The organism is Dyadobacter jiangsuensis (assembly GCF_003014695.1).
GTDB lineage: Bacteria > Bacteroidota > Bacteroidia > Cytophagales > Spirosomataceae > Dyadobacter > Dyadobacter jiangsuensis.
In genome coordinates, this window is record NZ_PYAS01000016.1 from 79,714 (window position 1) to 98,310 (window position 18,597).

At 49.7% G+C, this 18,597-nt stretch carries 18 protein-coding genes; 8 read left to right on the forward strand and 10 right to left on the reverse strand.

What is annotated here, in order from left to right:
- Positions 1 to 102 precede the first annotated feature (102 nt).
- Complete coding sequence (locus CLV60_RS27685; RefSeq protein ID WP_106598651.1) at positions 103 to 1,560, reverse strand: tetratricopeptide repeat protein; 1,458 nt, start codon at positions 1,558 to 1,560, stop codon at positions 103 to 105.
- Positions 1,561 to 1,632: 72 nt separating this feature from the next.
- Complete coding sequence (gene gyrA / locus CLV60_RS27690; protein ID WP_106598652.1) at positions 1,633 to 4,263, reverse strand: DNA gyrase subunit A; 2,631 nt, start codon at positions 4,261 to 4,263, stop codon at positions 1,633 to 1,635.
- Between the two features lie 284 nt (positions 4,264 to 4,547).
- On the opposite strand from gyrA, the gene CLV60_RS27695 reads away from it, so the two are divergent.
- The 5 genes from CLV60_RS27695 to CLV60_RS27715 all read left to right on the forward strand — a co-directional run bounded on the left by CLV60_RS27695 (position 4,548) and on the right by CLV60_RS27715 (position 9,639).
- Positions 4,548 to 5,852, forward strand: coding sequence for a gluconate:H+ symporter (locus tag CLV60_RS27695; RefSeq protein ID WP_106598653.1), 1,305 nt, complete (start codon positions 4,548 to 4,550; stop codon positions 5,850 to 5,852).
- 251 nt (positions 5,853 to 6,103) lie between these two features.
- Positions 6,104 to 6,580, forward strand: a complete 477-nt coding sequence (locus CLV60_RS27700; RefSeq protein WP_106598654.1) for a RidA family protein — start codon at positions 6,104 to 6,106, stop codon at positions 6,578 to 6,580.
- A gap of 184 nt (positions 6,581 to 6,764) precedes the next feature.
- Complete coding sequence (locus CLV60_RS27705; RefSeq protein ID WP_106598655.1) at positions 6,765 to 7,877, forward strand: D-TA family PLP-dependent enzyme; 1,113 nt, start codon at positions 6,765 to 6,767, stop codon at positions 7,875 to 7,877.
- Between the two features lie 181 nt (positions 7,878 to 8,058).
- Positions 8,059 to 9,129 (forward strand): dipeptidase, encoded by a 1,071-nt coding sequence (locus tag CLV60_RS27710; RefSeq protein WP_106598656.1) that lies wholly within the window; start codon positions 8,059 to 8,061, stop codon positions 9,127 to 9,129.
- Positions 9,130 to 9,375: 246 nt separating this feature from the next.
- Positions 9,376 to 9,639 (forward strand): hypothetical protein, encoded by a 264-nt coding sequence (locus tag CLV60_RS27715; RefSeq protein ID WP_106598657.1) that lies wholly within the window; start codon positions 9,376 to 9,378, stop codon positions 9,637 to 9,639.
- Between the two features lie 122 nt (positions 9,640 to 9,761).
- Here the strand turns inward: CLV60_RS27715 and CLV60_RS27720 are convergent, their stop codons facing one another.
- From CLV60_RS27720 to CLV60_RS27730, 3 genes are all read right to left on the reverse strand, one after another.
- The gene (locus tag CLV60_RS27720) at positions 9,762 to 10,325 is read right to left on the reverse strand and encodes a DinB family protein (protein ID WP_106598658.1); all 564 of its coding nucleotides are present in this window, start codon (positions 10,323 to 10,325) and stop codon (positions 9,762 to 9,764) included.
- 72 nt (positions 10,326 to 10,397) lie between these two features.
- On the reverse strand, positions 10,398 to 10,982 hold the full coding sequence (locus CLV60_RS27725) for a Crp/Fnr family transcriptional regulator (protein WP_106598659.1): 585 nt from the start codon (positions 10,980 to 10,982) through the stop codon (positions 10,398 to 10,400).
- Between the two features lie 27 nt (positions 10,983 to 11,009).
- On the reverse strand, positions 11,010 to 13,247 hold the full coding sequence (locus CLV60_RS27730; RefSeq protein WP_106598755.1) for a bifunctional alpha,alpha-trehalose-phosphate synthase (UDP-forming)/trehalose-phosphatase: 2,238 nt from the start codon (positions 13,245 to 13,247) through the stop codon (positions 11,010 to 11,012).
- A 541-nt stretch (positions 13,248 to 13,788) separates the two neighbouring features.
- Between CLV60_RS27730 and CLV60_RS27735 the strand changes: the two genes are divergently transcribed.
- The gene (locus CLV60_RS27735) at positions 13,789 to 15,318 is read left to right on the forward strand and encodes a sulfatase family protein (protein WP_106598660.1); all 1,530 of its coding nucleotides are present in this window, start codon (positions 13,789 to 13,791) and stop codon (positions 15,316 to 15,318) included.
- A gap of 32 nt (positions 15,319 to 15,350) precedes the next feature.
- On the opposite strand, the gene CLV60_RS27740 is transcribed toward CLV60_RS27735, so the two are convergent.
- On the reverse strand, positions 15,351 to 15,578 hold the full coding sequence (locus CLV60_RS27740) for a PLDc N-terminal domain-containing protein (RefSeq protein ID WP_106598661.1): 228 nt from the start codon (positions 15,576 to 15,578) through the stop codon (positions 15,351 to 15,353).
- 12 nt (positions 15,579 to 15,590) lie between these two features.
- On the reverse strand, positions 15,591 to 15,815 hold the full coding sequence (locus CLV60_RS27745; protein WP_106598662.1) for a PLDc N-terminal domain-containing protein: 225 nt from the start codon (positions 15,813 to 15,815) through the stop codon (positions 15,591 to 15,593).
- A gap of 109 nt (positions 15,816 to 15,924) precedes the next feature.
- Between CLV60_RS27745 and CLV60_RS27750 the strand changes: the two genes are divergently transcribed.
- Positions 15,925 to 16,275, forward strand: coding sequence for a DoxX family protein (locus CLV60_RS27750; protein ID WP_106598663.1), 351 nt, complete (start codon positions 15,925 to 15,927; stop codon positions 16,273 to 16,275).
- A 40-nt stretch (positions 16,276 to 16,315) separates the two neighbouring features.
- Here CLV60_RS27750 and CLV60_RS27755 read toward each other — a convergent pair whose 3' ends face one another.
- A complete protein-coding gene (locus tag CLV60_RS27755) occupies positions 16,316 to 17,137 on the reverse strand; it encodes an SDR family oxidoreductase (protein WP_106598664.1) in 822 nt (273 codons plus the stop codon).
- Positions 17,138 to 17,225: 88 nt separating this feature from the next.
- Here CLV60_RS27755 and CLV60_RS27760 point away from each other — a divergent pair, with 88 nt between their 5' ends.
- Positions 17,226 to 17,576 (forward strand): winged helix-turn-helix transcriptional regulator, encoded by a 351-nt coding sequence (locus tag CLV60_RS27760; RefSeq protein ID WP_106598665.1) that lies wholly within the window; start codon positions 17,226 to 17,228, stop codon positions 17,574 to 17,576.
- 48 nt (positions 17,577 to 17,624) lie between these two features.
- Here CLV60_RS27760 and CLV60_RS27765 read toward each other — a convergent pair whose 3' ends face one another.
- Positions 17,625 to 18,080 carry a hypothetical protein gene (locus tag CLV60_RS27765; protein ID WP_106598666.1) on the reverse strand — a complete coding sequence of 152 codons (456 nt, stop codon included), beginning with the start codon at positions 18,078 to 18,080 and terminating at the stop codon, positions 17,625 to 17,627.
- A 102-nt stretch (positions 18,081 to 18,182) separates the two neighbouring features.
- Positions 18,183 to 18,575: an NUDIX hydrolase gene (locus tag CLV60_RS27770; protein ID WP_106598667.1), complete on the reverse strand. Its 393-nt coding sequence runs from the start codon at positions 18,573 to 18,575 to the stop codon at positions 18,183 to 18,185.
- Positions 18,576 to 18,597 lie beyond the last annotated feature (22 nt).

Sequence of the window (18,597 nt, forward strand, 5' to 3'; positions counted from 1 at the left end):
GTTGTATAATTTATATTATGTTAAATAGATATTCCTAAACGAACAGAGCACCAGTTTCCTGATGCTCTCTTCTATTCATGATGCGAAACTACGCGCCATTTATTATTCTTCAATACATGCAACACCTTTCGCAGCGAATTGTTCGAGAACGCCGTTCAGGTTTGTCAGGTTGTCCTTAGCCTCAGCTTCGTCCTTAGCCTGGATTGCTTTTTCAAAGTATGGTTTCGCTTTTTTGAATTTACCGCAAACACGGCCTTCAACTTCTTTACCACGCTGCTGATATTCAGTCATGTTCATGTTATCCACTTCGCCTTTCAGCTGTACCGCTTCGTTGAAGTAGAAAACACCCAGGTTGTAAAGCGCGTCGTAGTTCGTTGCGTCGATCTCCAAAGCCTTTTTGTAGTTCAACACAGCTTTGTCGCTCGCTTCTTTTTGTTTTGCTTTCGCGTCAGCAAGCTCCTTTTGCATTGCAGCTACATCTTGTCCTTTTGCAGCTTCCTGCGCAACTTTCACTTCACCTTCGAGTTTAGCAACCGCTTCGACGCTCTCCTTTTTCTTAGCAGTCACGTCTGCAAGCTGACGTTTCAGGTCCGCATTCTTAGGCTGCTTCTTGATCAACGCACCGATACGTTTTACCTCTCCGTCATACACAGCGATCTTGTCCTTTTCGGCAGCAAGACCTTTCTCCGCAGTGCTGGCAGCATTATTTCCGGAACCTACTTTGGCGTTCAGTTGCTTCACTTTGTCGGTAGCTGTTCTGTACATGTTATCATACAAAATAGCCAGGTTTACCACATTCTGGGTGTTTTTTGGATCAGCTGCTGCCAAAGCTTCAAGCTCCTGGATAGCCTGATCTTCTTTACCCGAAGCAAGCAAGATGTTCACAACTTCCGCTTTCAGGTCTTTGTTACCCGGAGATTGTTTCAAACCGTTGTTCAAGGTTTCGATAGCCTTGTCGAAGTTGTTTTCTGAACGGTACAGCTGAGCCAGACCGTAGAAAACGCTGGGATCTTTACCGCCGTTAGCAGCATATTTCTCGAAAGAAGATTTTGCAATATCCTTTTTGTCAAGCTGTTGCGCCGCGATACCACCATAAAGGGATGCCAAAGTATCCTTTTTGTTGATCTCCTGAGCTGCCTGGAACATTTCCAAGGCACCGCCCAGATTCTTAGCCTGGTATTTTTCTGCGCCTTGTTTTACGAAAGCATTGAAAAGCTGGGTTCCTTCTCCGCCCGCGATGATGTTAGCGGCTTCTTTCGAAGATTTACCTGGCTCCCCTTTTTTCGTAACATCCAGCTCAACAACCTTTTTGTAGGCTTCCAAAGCCGTTTTTGCTGCACTAGAATCTACTTCTGAACCTTGTAGGGCTATGTTTTCATAAAGCTTGGCGCGTTCGAGCCAGAATGAAGCCTTGGCACTTGCTTTCGGGTCACTGGCATCTTTATCGCTTTTCTCTTTGTCCTTACGAAATCCATCTACCAAAGCCTTGTTCACAGCGTCCTGCGCCATCGCAGCACAGCCGAACAGGCTAAGTGCAGAAACAAAAAACAGTTTTTTCATAAATATTAACTTTGGTTGTGATTGATTGTTCGAGTTCTAAATATAAATCAATTAATATAATTTTTACAAAAATCATGCCTCTGCGTCGTCGGAAGGCTCTTCGTCGTCTTCCTCTTCGTCGTCGGCAATTTCCTCATCCTCGTCCAACTCATCATCCGTAACAATTACATCTTCCGCCGAAGCACCTTCCACTTGTGCTACCGGTTTAGCAACTACGTTGCCTTCTTCATCGAGTTCTTCCTCGGCTTTTTCATCCGGGTCTTTCAGAATGCGGGTTACCGAAGTAATTTCGTCGGTGCTGTTCAGGCGGATCAGTTTCACACCCTGGGTGTTACGTCCTGCCTGGCGGATGTCGAGTACGCTCATCCGGATCGCAATACCATTGCGCGTGATGATCATCAGATCATCCTCTTCCGTTACTTCGCGGATAGCTACCAGTTTACCCACCTTGTCGGTTGCATTCATGGTCGAAACCCCTTTACCACCACGGTTAGTAACGCGGTAACTATCAATCGCAGAGCGTTTTCCGTAACCATGTTCCGAAACTACGAGCAGCTGTGCATCCTCGCGGCTGATACAAACCATTCCGATTACCTTGTTTTCCGGATCGTTCAGGTTGATACCACGCACACCGGCAGCGGTACGGCCCATTGGTCTTACGCCTTTTTCGTTGAAACGAACCGCACGACCGGCAGCAGACGCGATCACAATATCGTTGTCACCGTTGGTCAATGCCACGTTCAGCAGGCGGTCGCCTTCATTGATTGAAATAGCGATGATACCATTCGTACGCGGACGTGAATAGGCTTCGAGCAAAGTCTTTTTAATAGTGCCCTGCTCGGTACACATAATGAGGTAATTGTTGTTGATATAATCCTCATCCGACAATGTCTTCACATTGATCACCGAACGGATCGAATCACCGGATTCGAGGCTGATCAGGTTTTGGATCGGGCGGCCTTTGGAAGTCTTGCTTCCTTCCGGCACCTCGTAAACCTTCATCCAGAATAGCTTACCATATTCGGTGAATATCAAGAGGTAGTTAAGCATTGTCGCGGAGAACAAGTGCTCGGTGAAATCGGTATCCTTGGTTTTCACACCGCGGGAACCAACCCCTCCCCTTGTTTGCGTACGGTATTCCGAAAGCGGCGTACGTTTGATGTAACCTTCTTTGGAAATGGTAATGAGCATTTCCTCGTCGGCGATCATATCTTCATCGCTGAATTCCTCTGCGGAGAACTCGATTTGTGTCCTGCGCTCGTCGCCGTAGCGTTCCTTAATTTCGGTCAGCTCGGTCTTGATGATTTCGTACTTGCGGTATTCGTTGGCCAGAATGTCTTTCAAGTCGGCGATCAGGAGCATAATCTCTTCATATTCCTTCACGATTTTCTCTCTTTCCAGACCGGTCAAACGTTGCAAGCGCATATCAAGGATCGCGCGTGCCTGGATTTCCGACAGACTGAACTGCTCCATCAATCCGGTCTTCGCAGTTTCCGGGTCACGGGCTGCACGGATCAATGCGATCACGGCGTCGAGGTTATCGAGCGCGATCAGCAAACCTTGGAGAATGTGTGCACGTTTTTCCGCTTCGCGCAATTCGTATTCCGTCCGGCGGGTAATTACCACAATCCGGTGGTCGACGTAATGCTTGATCAGGTCTTTCAGGTTGAGCAACACCGGGCGGCCTTTTACGAGCGCCACGTTGTTTACCCCAAAAGAGGTTTGAAGCGGTGTGTATTTGAACAGGTGGTTCAAAACGATATTAGGTATAGCATCTTTTTTCAGGTCGAAAACAATGCGCATACCTTCGCGGTCCGACTCGTCGCGGATGTCGGAAATACCTTCGAGTTTCTTATCATTGATCAACGACGCGATCCGTTCAATCATCGCCGCCTTGTTGATCATATAAGGAATTTCGGTTACGATGATCTGCTCGCGGCCGGTTTTAGAAACTTCGAACTGCGCCTTCGAACGCATGATAATGCTTCCGCGGCCGGTTTCCATGGCCGAACGAACGCCATTGTAGCCGTAAATGATACCACCCGTCGGGAAGTCAGGAGCCTTTACGTGCTCCATCAGTTCCGGGATTGTAATGTCGTTGTTGTCGATGTAAGCGAGTACCCCGTCTACCACTTCGCCCAGGTTGTGCGGCGCCATGTTGGTGGCCATACCTACCGCGATACCGGAAGACCCGTTAACGAGCAGGTTCGGGAATTTGGCCGGAAGTACCGACGGCTCGCTCAGCGAGTCATCAAAGTTGGGTTGGAAATCAACCGTGTCCTTGTTCAGGTCGGCGAGCAACTCATCAGCAATTCTTTTCAGCCTTGCCTCCGTATAACGCATCGCTGCCGGGTTATCACCGTCGACAGACCCAAAGTTACCCTGACCATCGACGAGCGGATAGCGCAACGACCATGGCTGGGCCATACGCACCATCGTGTTATAGACCGATGAGTCACCGTGCGGGTGGTATTTACCCAAAACCTCCCCAACAATACGAGCCGATTTTTTATGGGACCGGTTGTAACTTACGCCCAGATCGTCCATTCCATAAAGGACCCGTCTGTGAACGGGTTTCAGACCATCGCGAACGTCGGGCAAAGCGCGGGAGATGATAACGGACATCGAGTAATCGATGTAGGCTCCACGCATTTCATCCTCGATATTAATCGGGATAATGTTTTCACCAGAAGATTCTGCCATAAACGATTAGAAAAGAATCAAAATTTTAAGTTGGGCTAAACCGATAGATTCAATCGCCCAGCGGATTAATACAATCTTGTTGGTACTAAAAAGTCAAATTTCGCCATTTTTAAGCATTCTAACAAACTATCTTTTGTGCTATTTCGGCCCCTGGGGCGTATATGCGTGACTATCCGCGCATTACCTTTCAGAAATATCCCGGGGAAAACTAAATTGGCATCTATCATTAAAAATCCCGTTCTTCCTGCTTATTAGCATTAGCTTAATTTTCGACAATTTCACCTATGCCTTTACTATTAACCTTTATCGCGATCCTCGCCCTAATTCTACTCATCGCCTGGCTTAAAATCGACACATTCATTTCTTTTTTACTGGTTTCCATCGCGCTCGGGCTCGCGAGCGGGCTGGAAGTGGACACGGTAAGCAAAGCCATCCAGAAAGGTGTGGGAGGGACCCTGGGCGACCTCGTACTGATTGTCGGGTTCGGGGCGATGCTAGGGAAGATGGTCGCCGACAGTGGTGCGGCCCAGCGCATTACCGATGCGCTGATCAGCCTTTTCGGTCAGAAATATATCCAGTGGGGCATGGCCCTCGCAGGGTTTGTGATAGGTATTCCATTGTTCTATAATGCAGGTTTCGTGATCGTGATCCCGCTGATTTTCATGATCAGTGCAACCGCACGGTTACCATTATTATATATAGGTATTCCAATGTTATCCGCATTATCGGTCGCTCACGGGTACCTCCCACCCCACCCTTCCCCGGCGGCGATTGCGAGCCAGCTGCATGCCGACTTGGGTAAGACCCTATTCTATGGGATGATCGTTTCGCTGCCAGCTATCGCGGTGGCCGGTCCTATTTTTGGAAAAACATTGAAGCGCTTCCAGCCCAAACCCGACGCCGACCTGTTCGACGTAAAACCCCGCCCTGCTTCCGAACTTCCCGGCTTGGGCATCAGCGTCGTTACCGCGTTACTACCCGTGTTTCTACTCACCACTATGTCGGGTGTCAAACGCATTTATCCCGATAACAAACTGATCGCATTGCTGGCCGAGCCCTATTTCGGAATGCTCGTTTCAGTGCTTTTTGCTGCTTACGCATTAGGTGTGAAACGTGGAATGAGTATGAAAAAGGTGGGCAAATCCATGGAGGAAGCTTTCAAAGGCGTTTCCACCATCCTGCTGATCATCGCCGGCGCGGGTGTTTTTAAAGAAATCATGACCGCCAGCGGCGTAAGCACCTACATTGCCGAAAGCCTCAAGGGAATGGACATCTCCCCGCTCCTGCTCAGCTGGGCCATAGCCGCGGTGATCCGTGTTTGTGTGGGCTCCGCTACTGTTGCCGGACTCACCACCGTGGGTATCCTGGCGCCCCTGCTCGCAAACGCAGGCGTACCCGCGGAGCTGCTCGTACTCGCCATTGGTTCAGGCAGTTTGATGTTCTCTCACCTCAACGACGGCGGCTTCTGGCTCTTCAAGGAATACTTCAACCTGAGCATCAAAGACACGATCCTTACCTGGTCGGTAATGGAAACAATTGTGTCAATAATGGGTTTGCTGGGCGTTTTGGTATTAAATTTGTTCGTGTAGCGAATACCACCCGTTGAAAGTCCTAGTCAATTCCGTCCGTTAAAACGGACGGTAATAGATTTTTTAACAATTATAGAGTATTCCGCACCCTATCTTCAATCTTTATCCTTTCGACTTGCCGTTCGTTTCAACGAACGGTCTCAGATTAGATTTATAGTTTGAGTTGGATTATAGATTAAAAGAAAGCTTTACAGAAAACAAGACTCAAAATTTAGTAAGTCAAGAAATCAAATTCAATCCACTTTATTAATATGGACAATACCCCAGAATCAAACTTCGCAGCCCTTGGCCTTAATCTTCCTCCCGCGCCGAAACCGCTGGGCGTTTACAAACCCCTGCTGATTGTCGACAAACGCTGGGTTTATGTCTCCGGCCATGGTACGGTACAGGACGACGGCAAACTGATTATCGGTCGCATCGGGAAGGACCTGAATGCAGATCAGGGTAAGCTCGCTGCGCGTCAGGTTGGTTTGGCTATTTTGTCTACACTGAAAGCCAACCTCGGCAGCCTCAACCGTGTTAAAAGAGTAATCAAAGTCCTCGGGATGGTGAACTGTACCGACGATTTTGAAAAACACCCGTTCATCATCAACGGATGCAGCGAGCTTTTCGCAAAGGTTTGGGGCGAGGAAAACGGCATCGGAGTAAGAAGCGCCGTAGGTATGGGTACATTGCCCGACAACATCCCGGTAGAGATCGAAGCGATGTTTGAATTGGAGGAGAAGTGATGAATACCTAAAGAGTTAGTCAATTTCTAGTCAGGTGTTGTCAGAAAGTCATTTAATGTGTTCCTTCCACTTCCTGACAACTTCCGACAATATCTGACCAAACCTGACGATACTTGACAACACCTGACCACACCTGACCCTACTTGACAATACCTGACCAAACTGTCACCCAAACCTGCACCGCATGTCCTGGTACCAGCTCAACAACCCCGGAGAAGTAATATCTCCGTCGCTCCTATTCTATAAAGACCGCATCGAAAGCAACATACGGAGTATGGTCAGCATTGCCGGCTCGCCTGATCGGCTGGTTCCGCATGTCAAGACCCATAAATGCCCGGAGATCGTTGAAAAGCAGCTTTCTGCGGGCATTTCCAAGTTTAAATGCGCCACCGTTGCCGAGGCTGAGATGGTAGCCAGCGCTGGTGCACCGTGGGTATTGATCGCCTACCAGCTCGTCGGCCCGAATATCGAGCGGCTCTTCGCACTGCGTGCGAAATTTCCGAATACGACATTTGCGTCACTTGTGGACAACGAACAAACTGCGGCAATGCTCCATGAAGCGTCCATTTCAAAGGGACTTCGGTCGAACGTCTTTCTGGATGTCAACAACGGTATGAACCGAACCGGCCATGCCACCGACGAAAGCCTGTTATCACTTTATCGCTATGTGAATAGCCTCGAAGGACTCGCATTTGGCGGTGTGCATATTTACGACGGTCATATCCGCAATCCGGAATTCTCGGAGCGTAAAGCCGCTGCCGACGAAGCGTACGAAAAAGTGCTTCCGCTCCTCGATCGCATTGAAACCGAGTGTGGATACGAACCGATGATCATCGTCGGCGGGTCACCGTCATTCACGGTACACACCCTACGGCCTGATGTCTACCTGAGCCCGGGGACGAATGTGCTTTGGGATTGGGGTTACGGCGACCGTTTCGACGGCCAGCCCTTCGAACACGCCGCACTAATCCTGACGCGTGTAGTGTCCAAACCGGCCCCTGGCATTGTCACGATAGACCTTGGCCATAAAGCCATTGCCGCCGAAAATCCAATAGAAAACCGGCTTCGTCTGCTCAACCTACCCGATTACACATTATTGGGACAAAGTGAGGAGCACGGTGTCCTGCAAGTAGGTACCGATGCCTGGGAAGCCATCCAGATCGGCGACGTTTTTTACGCACTCCCCTACCACATTTGCCCAACCGTAGCGCTGCACGATTTCGCAACGATAATCGAGGATGGTAACGTGGTGGACGAATGGCGCATCACGGCACGCAGCAGACGCATTACTATTTAGTGCCGGTTTCGTCGTTGTCAAGTATAGTCAAGTTCTGTCAGGTGTAGTCATTCATTGTTTCCCAAGGTTAATAAAACACCTGACAACACTTGACAACACCTGCCAACACCTGACAATACCTGACAATACTTGACCACCCCGGCAATACCTGACCATCATCTGACCATAATTGACATCCAATATGTTCCTCTTCGACGCACACCTTGACCTTTCCATGAATGCCGTGGAATGGAACCGGGACCTTACCCAGGATCTGTATTCGATCCGCGACCGTGAAAAAAACCTTACCGACAAGCCGGACCGCGGCAAAGGTGTAGTGAGTTTTCCGGAAATGCGCAAAGGCAATATCGGGCTCTGTGTGGCCACGCAAATTGGCCGTTACATTAAGCCCGACAGCAAAATACCCGGCTGGCATTCACAGGCGCAGGCCTGGGCGATTACGCAGGCGCAGGTTGCCTGGTACAAGGCTATGGAAGATGCAGGCGAAATGGTGCAGATCACCGGATTAGCAGGCCTTCGGAGCCACCTGGAATTATGGCAAAATGCCGAATCGACCGAGGGCTTGCCGATCGGCTACATTCTCAGCCTCGAAGGGGCCGATTCGTTCGTAAGCCTCAAAAACCTTGAAACCGCTTACAGCTACGGCCTGCGCGCGATCGGGCCTGCGCATTATGGCCCGGGCGTGTATGCATACGGGACGGACTCGGACGCGCCCCTGAGCGAAAAAGGCAAAGACCTGCTCCGCGAAATGGATCTGCTGGATATGATCCTAGATGCGACCCATTTGTGCGACACGGCATTCTGGGAAGCCATGGACTTGTACAAAGGTCCGGTGTGGGCGAGTCATAACCTCGTTCGCGCCATTACGCCGCACAACCGCCAGTTTTCCGACGAAATGATCAAGACCCTGCTGGAACGCGACGCCGTGATCGGCATGGCGTTCGATGCTTGGATGATGATCCCCGGCTGGGTACGCGGCAAATCGACTCCGGAAAGCACCGGGCTGAAAATCGAGCACGTCGTGCAGCATATCGACCACATTTGCCAGCTTGCGGGCAATGCATTGCACGTCGGTATCGGCTCCGACCTGGACGGTGCCTATGGTAAAGAGCAATCGCCGGGCGACCTGGATTCTATCGCGGATCTCCAAACGATCCCCGGGCTATTGGCCGCGCGGGGCTACTCTGCGAGCGATATCGAGCACATTATGTGGCGCAACTGGGTCAACTTCCTGGAAAGGAACTGGGCCTGACGGCATTAGCCTACTATTTTGCAAGAATTTATAAAATCTAATAAATTCTTAATATAGCAATAAAAGGAGTTTTCAAAAAAGCTTCGCAACTTGGTATCATGGTTGCGAAGCTTTTTTGTTTTAAACCCAAAATAAACACCCTTACTTATTTGGAATCATTTTAAATAAGTATTAGCTTTGAATTATTAAGTCAACGATCTAAATCATGCCGGTAACATCCGGACCTTAAATTTCACGTAACGACCAATGGCCAATACATATAAAATTTTCTTTCGGACACATATCCAGGCCAGTAAATCGCTGCAAAAGCTGCACGATTGCCTGAAACAGTTGAATGTTAAACACTGGGCTTACGATTTTCAGGACTTCCTCCTGACCCTGACCTCCGAACTACCGGATTTTACCCGTATCCAGCTCGCCTTGCGGTCGGCCGGTTATGTCTGCCACTTTATCAAACTCGAAAACATGAATGAGAGCCGGTTGGATGCCAACGGCCTCAAACTCGCATAACATACTGACGTTTATCGGCTATCCACTCCCCTTTTCCTAAGCAGTCATCGTTTCCCGGTGGCTGCTTTTTTTATGCGAAAAGGCCGGCCTGGCTCTCCGCAGGCCGGCACAGGAGTAAATGGCTAATAAATGCCTTCGGGCACCAGGTTTCGTTTTGCCTGCTGCATATGACGTTCGTTGTGGGCGATGATGAACTGAAAAACATCTCCGATCTTCATTCGGATAAGCGGAAGGATTGATACGGGAATGCGGATGGTGTCGAGGTCTTTATCCACTCCATCGCGCAGGAGGTGGAGCAGTTCTTCCTGCTGGCGGATAAACTCACTTACTACCTTGGCCGAATCCAGTTGTGAAGTCGGAATATGCCCTTTGAAAGCTTTGTACTTACGCTTACCAGTTTCCGGGTCCATCATTTTAATAAAATAGGCGCCCAGCCAGGTACTGGTAAAACCTTCCGCATTAGTCGGTGGCGCAACGCGGAGCTTGTCCCGCATTCGGGGCAGATAGTAGTGCCCGTAGCTGTTCAAATGGTCGAGGCATTGCGCAATGCTCCACCCCCCGGTAGCCGATGGCTTGTTCAGGAACTCGTTATCCCTGTTCTGAAACAATGCCACTGCATCCGCAATATGTTGCTCGACCACGTCGTCGAGTCTTTCAAGTAATTCCTTCTTGTTAATGGTTTCCATGGACGTTCGATACTTTGATATTGCAAAGTTGCACATCCGGTTTTTTGAAATATTTGGTAAAAACCAACATTTTCAAATCCGTACCTTATTCACCAGCTTGCTGAAATTGGTAGGATCGATGCCCAGATAATTGGCGAGGTATTTATGCGGCACGAGTTGCAGGATATGCGGGCTGCGTTTGAGCAAATTCCGAAACTTATCCTCAGAAGAAAAGCATTGTACCTCCACAAGGCGTTCGAGGATGCCCGAAAGCGTCTGCGTCATACCCGCGCGCAGCATGCGCTCGATGGCCGGACGTTCATAAGCTACCTCCTTAAACTCCGTGTAAGGTGCTCTGATAAAGCTCGAAGGCGTAAGCGTTTCGTAGTAATACCGAGATGGTACCTCCATCATCACCGAATCGATAATGCCCCCGAACGATGGCCGGTAGGTAAATGCGATGGTGGCCTCCCGGCTCTGGTCGTCGAGATAGTAAATGCGCTGAACACCGTCGGTCACGAAGTACACGTACCGCTCGGTTTCGCCTGCGGAAGTGATGATCTCTTTCCTCCGGGCGCTGAAAGGCCTCCAAATCAGCGAGAGTGCCTCCCAATCGGACTGATCGAGCGGATGAATGGCCTGAACGACCGAATGAAGCAATTTTAGCGGTTCCTCCATAGAACCGCTAAAATACAAAAGCACTTGCTACTCCCCTACGGGTGAAACCATAAAATGCAGGAAATGGAAAACTTCGTCCTGACTTCGGATGTGATTACGCGCAGCCGAAAGGTCATCCCCGATTTTGATCGTAAAAGAGGTGTCAGGCAATGCCTCGAACATGTCTTCGTCGGTTGTATCGTCTCCGATGGCCAAAATGAAGTCGAAGTCGCTCCCCTCCGCGAACGTGCGTGTGGCCGTTCCCTTATTGAATGCGGTCTTCTTAACCTCCACTACCTTGTTTCCATCGATTACCTGCAAATTCAGTTCGGGTTGAATGTAGTTTTTGAGTTGCCATAACAGCTCCTGCGCACGGCGACTCGCATATTCTTTGTCGTCGGCGGTACGATAATGCCACGCCAACGCCGTCTCCTTTTCCTCCACAAATGCACCAGGGCAACGTTTGGCATAAATCTGCATCATCGGACGGATGCCCTCTTTCCAGTTTTCCTCGTAACCTTCATTCAATTGCCATTCACCGGAATCTTTGGCTTTGATCAACGCGCCGTGCTCCGCGATCATATGCACGGGCAGGTTGCTGAACAGTTTGTCAAGAAAATAGCGGTCGCGGCCGCTGACGATCACCACGGTATCCCGCTTGGCAATATCGGTCAGCAACTTCCGTACATCCTCGCTCATAATGGCCTTCGCCGGATCGGGAACGATAGGCGCGAGCGTACCATCGTAATCGAAAAATAGAATCCTGTTATTGGATAATTGGTAAGCGTGCCGGATTGCGTCGATACCTTTGTTGTTCAGGAAAACCTGGCGCAAACGGTCGTGTTCTAATTCTAACATTGTCATTTGGGTAAAAAAATCACTGGTCCATGCGAACACATCATAATCGCGAATCCTTTCGCGCATGGCCTCCATTCGTTTGTTTTGCTCCTCTTCGGGCATTTCAAATGCGGTTTTGATCGCGTCCGCAATGTCCTGCCGGTCGAGCGGATTAATGATCAGAGCCTCGCCCAGCTCGGCGGCGGCACCTGCCATTTCACTTAAAATCAATACACCTAGGCCGTCCTGGCGGCTCGCCACATACTCCTTGCAAACGAGGTTCATGCCGTCGCGCACGGGCGTAATGAGCGCGACGTCGCTGGCCGTATACATGCCCACCATTTCGTGGTACGGCATTGAACGGTACTGGTATATGATCGGCTGCCAGGATATTGTTCCAAAATCGGCATTGATCTTGCCTACCGTCTGGTCGATATCCGATTTCATCTGCTGGTATTGTTCTATCGTGTCCCGCGACGGTACCACCACCATCACAAACGATACCTTTTCATGCCAATCGGCGTTTTGTTCGAGAAAGCGCTGGTAGCCTTGCAGGCGGTGGATAATGCCTTTGGAGTAATCGAGGCGATCGACGGAGAAAATAATCTTCTCTTTGAGCGACTGGCGGGCGTCGGAACGTGCGGCCGTCACATCCGGATCGTCGTACGCATCATTGAATTTATCGAAATCAATGCTGATCGGAAATGAATCGACCTTAACAATGCGGTTACCGAGGTTGATGTAATGCAATTTATTCCCCAATTCGGAGACAAGTCGCGCCGCTTTCAGAAAATATTCCACATAGTCGTTGGTATGGAAGCCCACAACATCGGCGCCCAGAATACCATCCACGATCGCCTTTCTCCAAGCCACAGGCAGCAACCTGAATATCTCGAAAGAGGGAAAAGGAATGTGAAAAAAGAAACCGATTTTGTTCTCCGGAAACGCCTTGCGGATCATTTGCGGAAGCAGCATCAACTGATAGTCCTGCACCCACACCACATCGCCGGGCCGGATCACTTCTTTCACCTTTTCGAAGAACAAATCATGCGCCTCGCGGTAAGCATCGAAATACACGTCGTGAAACTGTGCCAGCGAAGGGAAGTAATGGCAAAGCGGCCATATCAGGTTGTTACAGAAGCCTTCATAATAATTTTCGTTAAGCTCCTCGGGAATGAAAACCGGGTGTGCCCTGAAATTTTCATTCTCCATCGACTGCCCTTCAAGCTCCTCCGGTGTATTCTCGGAAAAACCGATCCACTGGATCTTCTGGTGGGCGTCAAAAGCCTCGTTTTGCTGATCTTTCACCAGCGAAAGCACCGCTGAAACCAGGCCGCCGGAATTTTGAAATAATCGGGACTCACTGCCTTCCCTGACCACCTTGAACGGCAATCGGTACGCGACGATAATGAGCCTCCCCGTGTTAGCTGACTGATATAAACTTTCCATAATACGCCCAGAATCCCTCAAAAGCCATGCCAAAAGGGGCTTTTAAGCGGCAATTCCATCTGTGGGTACAAGAAATGCGGCGTATATTGCCATTTGGCAGATGCCAGCCACTCTATCAAAAAATGAGTGGGCCTATCAATCCGATAAGGTTTTGCCAGAAGAAATGAATGTGTTAATTTCGCTATCGCAACCTCTTTTATCACATTACAGGAACCGGATTTTTAGGCAACTTCATTTCCGGCGCCGGTCGGGTCAACGAACGAACGGCAAGCAACCAAGTTGCTGTTTTCCATGAGTTAATGTGATAACTGACCACAAATACAGGCTTGTAAAAGCCCAAGATTAGTCAAGGACTACAATTATGTAATCGCAGATTAATGCTGTGCCACTCTTTGTTGTGGGTTGCAGGCGGCCTGTAAATGGCCGTCATTTTTTTGCCCCGCGCTTTTGCAAATCTCTCTGCCTTTCTCTTTATTTGTCTAGCAAGCTAGTAGAATAGTCCTTAACCCCGCCCCATCCCGAACAGGGAAACCGTTTCGTTATGTTCCGAAATTATCCTAACCTGAGTTACACGGTCCTGATGATGTTACTGGCGTCGTCGGCCTTGTTGGTATTTCGCAAAAAAGGCCTCGCCGAAGGTGCCACCCGTCAGCCGAACGTGATCTATATACTAGCCGATGATCTCGGCTCCGGCGACCTCTCCTGCCTTAACCCCGATTCGCAAATCAACACCCCTCACCTCGACCAGCTCGCATCCAACGGGCTTGTATTTACGGACGCGCATTCGGGCTCCGCCGTGTGCACACCTACACGCTACGGGATTCTCACCGGCCGCTACGCATTCCGTTCGCGCCTCAAAAAGGGTGTTTTGGGAGGGTATTCGACCATGCTTATCGAAAACGACCGCTTTACCGTAGCCGATCTGATGAAAAAAGTAGGCTACCGGACTGGTGTAGTCGGGAAATGGCACCTGGGACTTGATTGGGCTAAAACTGACGCATCAAAAGGCATCAATCACGCTGAATATGATGCAGATTGGACCAAAAATGAAAACCTCGCCCTCGAAAAAGGCATAACTGCCGGCCCCAACGACCTTGGTTTCGACCACAGCTTCATAATTCCGGCCTCGCTGGATATTCCTCCTTACATTTACCTGCAAAATGGCAAGCCCACGGATCCGCATTTGACGGATATTGCGGGTAACAAAACTCCCCGCGGGGTTTTCTGGCGCGACGGCAAAGGTTCGCAGAGTTTCGATTTGCAAAAAACGCTGGATGTTTTCGGCCGGGAAGCGAAGAACTTTATCGTGAGCGCTGCCCAAAACCGCTCGAAGCCATTCTTCTTATACCTGCCATTGTCCAGCCCGCACACGCCCTGGCTACCGTCGGAAGCGCATAAGGGAAGTTCCAAGGCCGGAATTTATGGTGATTTCGTGCACCATACCGATGCCGTCGTGGGCGCGGTCATGCATACGCTCGACAGCCTCGGTATTGCCGACAACACACTCGTCGTTTTCACTTCCGATAATGGCGCGGACTGGAAACCTGGCGACGCGGAGATCTACCCCGCTCACCGCGCGAATTACATTTACCGGGGCGAGAAATCCGATATCTGGGAAGGTGGTCACCGCGTACCGTTCATTGTACGCTGGCCGGCGGTCGTCAAAAAAGGCGGCAAAACGGCACAAACTGTTTGCCTGACAGACCTGATGGAAACGCTCGCATCCATTACCGGGCAAAGGCTCGACCCGAATGCGGGTCAGGACAGTTTCAGCTTCTTGCCCCTGTTGCGCAACGCAGGCGACTCCGCACCTGTCAGGCCCAGCGTCATTCACCATTCCATCGACGGCATGTTTGCTATCCGCCGGGGCAAATGGAAGTTCATAGACGGCAAGGGAAGCGGCGGATGGTCGTCGAAAGGCGAAGCCTCAGACCCGGAAGGACAGCTCTATGATATTGTAAATGATCCTTCGGAAACCGCCAACCTGTTTGAAAAGCAACCTGAAATTGCAAAGGAGCTTAAAACGCTTTTGGAAAAGCAAAAGGCACAGGGTTATACGCGTCCATTATAAAAACCGGAGTTATAATTCCAATGCGCCGGTTTTCAAAAGCCAGCTTTTTGACTTGGTGCCAGAAAATAATAGAGTATTCCACCGGCAAAGGGGAAGCAAATGATCACGATGATCCACACGAGCTTATTGATATCCTTTTTGAAATCACTCCTGATGGCGTCGATCAATGCCCAGATGGTAATGGCAAGGGGTAGAATGATAAACAGCAACGTAAACCCGAAACTCCCCAGGCCCATAAACAGTAATATGGCTGAAATCATCGGTTTTGGTTTTTAGGCTGCTACTTTTTGTTTGCGCGCGAGTAAAAAATAGAGTATCCCGCCGGCCAGCGGCAAACAAAGAATTACAAGAATCCAGATCAGTTTATTAATATCCTTTACAAACTCGCTGCGGATCGCATCGATCAATGCCCAAAGTGTCAGCAGCATAGGGAGCAGCATTGCCGAAACCAATATCAATTCCATTTGGCCCAGGCCCAAAAATGCGAGAAGGTTCATATCAGAAGTAGTTATATTCTTTACCAAAATAATATAACTTCGGTTACCAACAAATGAATTTCAAAAATTGATTTAAATTAACCCTATTCACCTCCAACCAATCACTGAAATGATCCTGAAAATAATCAACGGAATTCTGATATTGATCGCTGTGTTTATGGGTCTCAAACAGGGATGGGCCATGGCCAGCGGAAAGCCGGAAATGCTCGAAATGTTCGGCAAATGGGGCTTTACCAAAACCGGCGTGATGATCAACGGAGTGGTCACGATAGCCAGCGCTCTGCTGATTTTATTTCCAAAAACATTTGTTTGGGGTAATTTCCTGATGGCTGCCACTATTTTAATGATCATTTGCTTTCACCTACTGGAAAAAGATTTGAAAGGGGTAGCCATTGAACTTCCATTTCTGTTTCTAAACCTGATCATCATTTACCTGCAACATCCTTTGGCAAATCGTTAAAAAGGCGGCGGACGTTACCCGCCACCTTTTTAAACGAAATTCAAAAATGGCTCCGCATTGCGTCCATGTAATCTTCAATGGCCATCGAATGCCGCATTTGCATTAACTGATTCCCCGTCGCCCCGATTACATTCCTGAATTGGTTGCTTTCGCGTGTCGCGAGGGTATGAATTACATTCACGATTTCCATCGGATCGTCGAGCTGATCATCGCCGGCGTGTTCCATAATAGATTGGAGTTTGTTCGTCAGTCCGTCGTATGCGGTAATTTCGGGATGGGTATTCCAGACGATGCTCTCTCTGAAATTATTCCCTTTCGACCCGCCTTGTTCGATCAGCCGCAATTCGATATTCAACGGTTTTAACTCATAGTACAGCCCTTCGATCAGTCCTTCCAGCGCGAATTTCGACATATTGTAAAGCGAGCCCAACGGGACCGCCGTGGTAATACCCATAAACGAACTGATATTGATAAACATCCCTCCTCCGCTTGCACGGAAATGCGGCAGAAATGCGCGGATCACGTTAATCGGCCCCCGCGTGTTGACGGCAAACTGCCAGTCGATATCTTCCTCTTTCGCGAGTTCCAGCGCGCCGTAAGTACCCATACCCGCATTGTTCACCACCACGTCGATCTTTCCAAATGCTTCAATCGCCTGCGCGGTGGCCGCCTTCACCTGCGCGGGATCGGTCACGTCGAGTTTGAAGATCCGGATGTTGTCGTAAGCCGTCAACTCCGTTTCCTTTTCGGGTGTGCGCATCGTGGCAGCCACGTTCCAGCCGTTTTCCGCAAAATATCTGGCGGTCAATTTTCCCAGCCCGCTGCTGGTACCTGTTATGAAAATGGTCTTTTGCTCGTTCATTTTAAGTAAAATTTGATTTGAATGAGACAAAATTACCGGCTATTGGTATAACTTTGTAATCAGTATCACAGAGTATACCAACTACGTTATGGCAAAAGCGGCATTAGTCAGGAATCAGGCCGAAGAAGTGAATGCCTTGCAGGACACGATTTACGTCATCGGCGGCAAGTGGAAGCTGCCCATTATCAATTCGATATGCAACGGAAACAAGCGTTTCCGGGAGATCGAGCGGAGCATTCCGGGCATTACCACGAGAATGCTTTCGAGGGAGCTGAAAGAAATGGAAATGAACAAGCTCATCAAGCGCACCGTCTACCCCGACTCGCCCGTTCTGGTGGAATACGAGTCGACTCCGTACTGCAAAACCTTCGGAAACATCATTCTCGCGATGATCGAATGGGGCAAGGAGCACAAAAAATACATTCAGGAAGAGGCCTGAAAAGCTGCAAAAGCAAAGCCCACCGTTGAACGATGGGCTTCGCAAAAGTCAGGCAATGCTGCGTATCCACTCCTCCGCCTTTTCCGGATCCGTGAAAAAACGCTCGTTCGCACTGCTGTAAAGCGATTCGTACTTTTCGATTTTCGTCGCGTCCTGGTGGCAATGCGCCGCGGCAACGCACCGGATGTTACGCTTGCTGGAAAGCACGAGCTGGTGGGCTTCCTCTTCAAACATCGCCACATATCCCACTTTCCAATCGTAATCCGCCAACGTCAGCGGCACGATGGTGCGGAAATGCTTATGCGCATCCAGGTTGAGGGCCGCGAAGCCATGCAGGTTCACAAAAATCCTGAACGTGCCCCCGTCCTCTACCCGGTCCAGCGCTTCGTACAGGGATTGCTCCCAGCGGATCACATCCTCTTTCTCCAAATCGCCGCTGATATGCGTGATAATAAGCCTGTTTTCCGGCTCCCAATCGGTTTTTGCTATTTTTAAATCTGACATTTGAATGTGGCTAACGAATATTAAACTGACGGCATAATCCGCCAGCCGGCACATTTGTTCCACGCGTCGACCAACAGCATCCATTTGTCGACAAAGTGCGCCTCAGGCAAGCAATCCCTTTGCGTTCAAATCGTCAAAAAGCAGCTGCGCAGCCAGTGAAACCCTCGGACGATCGGTATAACCAAGCCAGGACACTTCATCGATCTCCGCCGCGGCTTTCACCTCTCCCCTTTCGCCGGTTATGTAGCACCTGAGTCTCACGACTACACCCTCGGGCTGCCCGTGCGCCTGCGCGTGAAACTCCCCGTAATACGCCAACAAGGAAGGATCCAACCTCAGGCTGATCTCTTCATAAATCTCCCGCACCAATGTTTCTTCATCCGATTCTCCGGACTCGCGCTTGCCTCCCGGAATGTAGTAGGTGTCTCGTCCGCGGCTTCGGGCAGCGAGTATCTTTTTATTTTCAATATAAATCAGGGCCAGCTTGTCGATCATGGTGCTATTGCTTGAAATGCGG

Coding starts and splice junctions, on each gene's coding strand:
- CLV60_RS27685 (WP_106598651.1), bottom strand. CDS start 1,560: ATGAAAAAACTGTTTTTTGTTTCTGCACTTAGCCTGTTCGGCTGTGCT.
- gyrA (WP_106598652.1), bottom strand. CDS start 4,263: ATGGCAGAATCTTCTGGTGAAAACATTATCCCGATTAATATCGAGGAT.
- CLV60_RS27695 (WP_106598653.1), top strand. CDS start 4,548: ATGCCTTTACTATTAACCTTTATCGCGATCCTCGCCCTAATTCTACTC.
- CLV60_RS27700 (WP_106598654.1), top strand. CDS start 6,104: ATGGACAATACCCCAGAATCAAACTTCGCAGCCCTTGGCCTTAATCTT.
- CLV60_RS27705 (WP_106598655.1), top strand. CDS start 6,765: ATGTCCTGGTACCAGCTCAACAACCCCGGAGAAGTAATATCTCCGTCG.
- CLV60_RS27710 (WP_106598656.1), top strand. CDS start 8,059: ATGTTCCTCTTCGACGCACACCTTGACCTTTCCATGAATGCCGTGGAA.
- CLV60_RS27715 (WP_106598657.1), top strand. CDS start 9,376: ATGGCCAATACATATAAAATTTTCTTTCGGACACATATCCAGGCCAGT.
- CLV60_RS27720 (WP_106598658.1), bottom strand. CDS start 10,325: ATGGAAACCATTAACAAGAAGGAATTACTTGAAAGACTCGACGACGTG.
- CLV60_RS27725 (WP_106598659.1), bottom strand. CDS start 10,982: ATGGAGGAACCGCTAAAATTGCTTCATTCGGTCGTTCAGGCCATTCAT.
- CLV60_RS27730 (WP_106598755.1), bottom strand. CDS start 13,247: ATGGAAAGTTTATATCAGTCAGCTAACACGGGGAGGCTCATTATCGTC.
- CLV60_RS27735 (WP_106598660.1), top strand. CDS start 13,789: ATGTTCCGAAATTATCCTAACCTGAGTTACACGGTCCTGATGATGTTA.
- CLV60_RS27740 (WP_106598661.1), bottom strand. CDS start 15,578: ATGATTTCAGCCATATTACTGTTTATGGGCCTGGGGAGTTTCGGGTTT.
- CLV60_RS27745 (WP_106598662.1), bottom strand. CDS start 15,815: ATGAACCTTCTCGCATTTTTGGGCCTGGGCCAAATGGAATTGATATTG.
- CLV60_RS27750 (WP_106598663.1), top strand. CDS start 15,925: ATGATCCTGAAAATAATCAACGGAATTCTGATATTGATCGCTGTGTTT.
- CLV60_RS27755 (WP_106598664.1), bottom strand. CDS start 17,137: ATGAACGAGCAAAAGACCATTTTCATAACAGGTACCAGCAGCGGGCTG.
- CLV60_RS27760 (WP_106598665.1), top strand. CDS start 17,226: ATGGCAAAAGCGGCATTAGTCAGGAATCAGGCCGAAGAAGTGAATGCC.
- CLV60_RS27765 (WP_106598666.1), bottom strand. CDS start 18,080: ATGTCAGATTTAAAAATAGCAAAAACCGATTGGGAGCCGGAAAACAGG.
- CLV60_RS27770 (WP_106598667.1), bottom strand. CDS start 18,575: ATGATCGACAAGCTGGCCCTGATTTATATTGAAAATAAAAAGATACTC.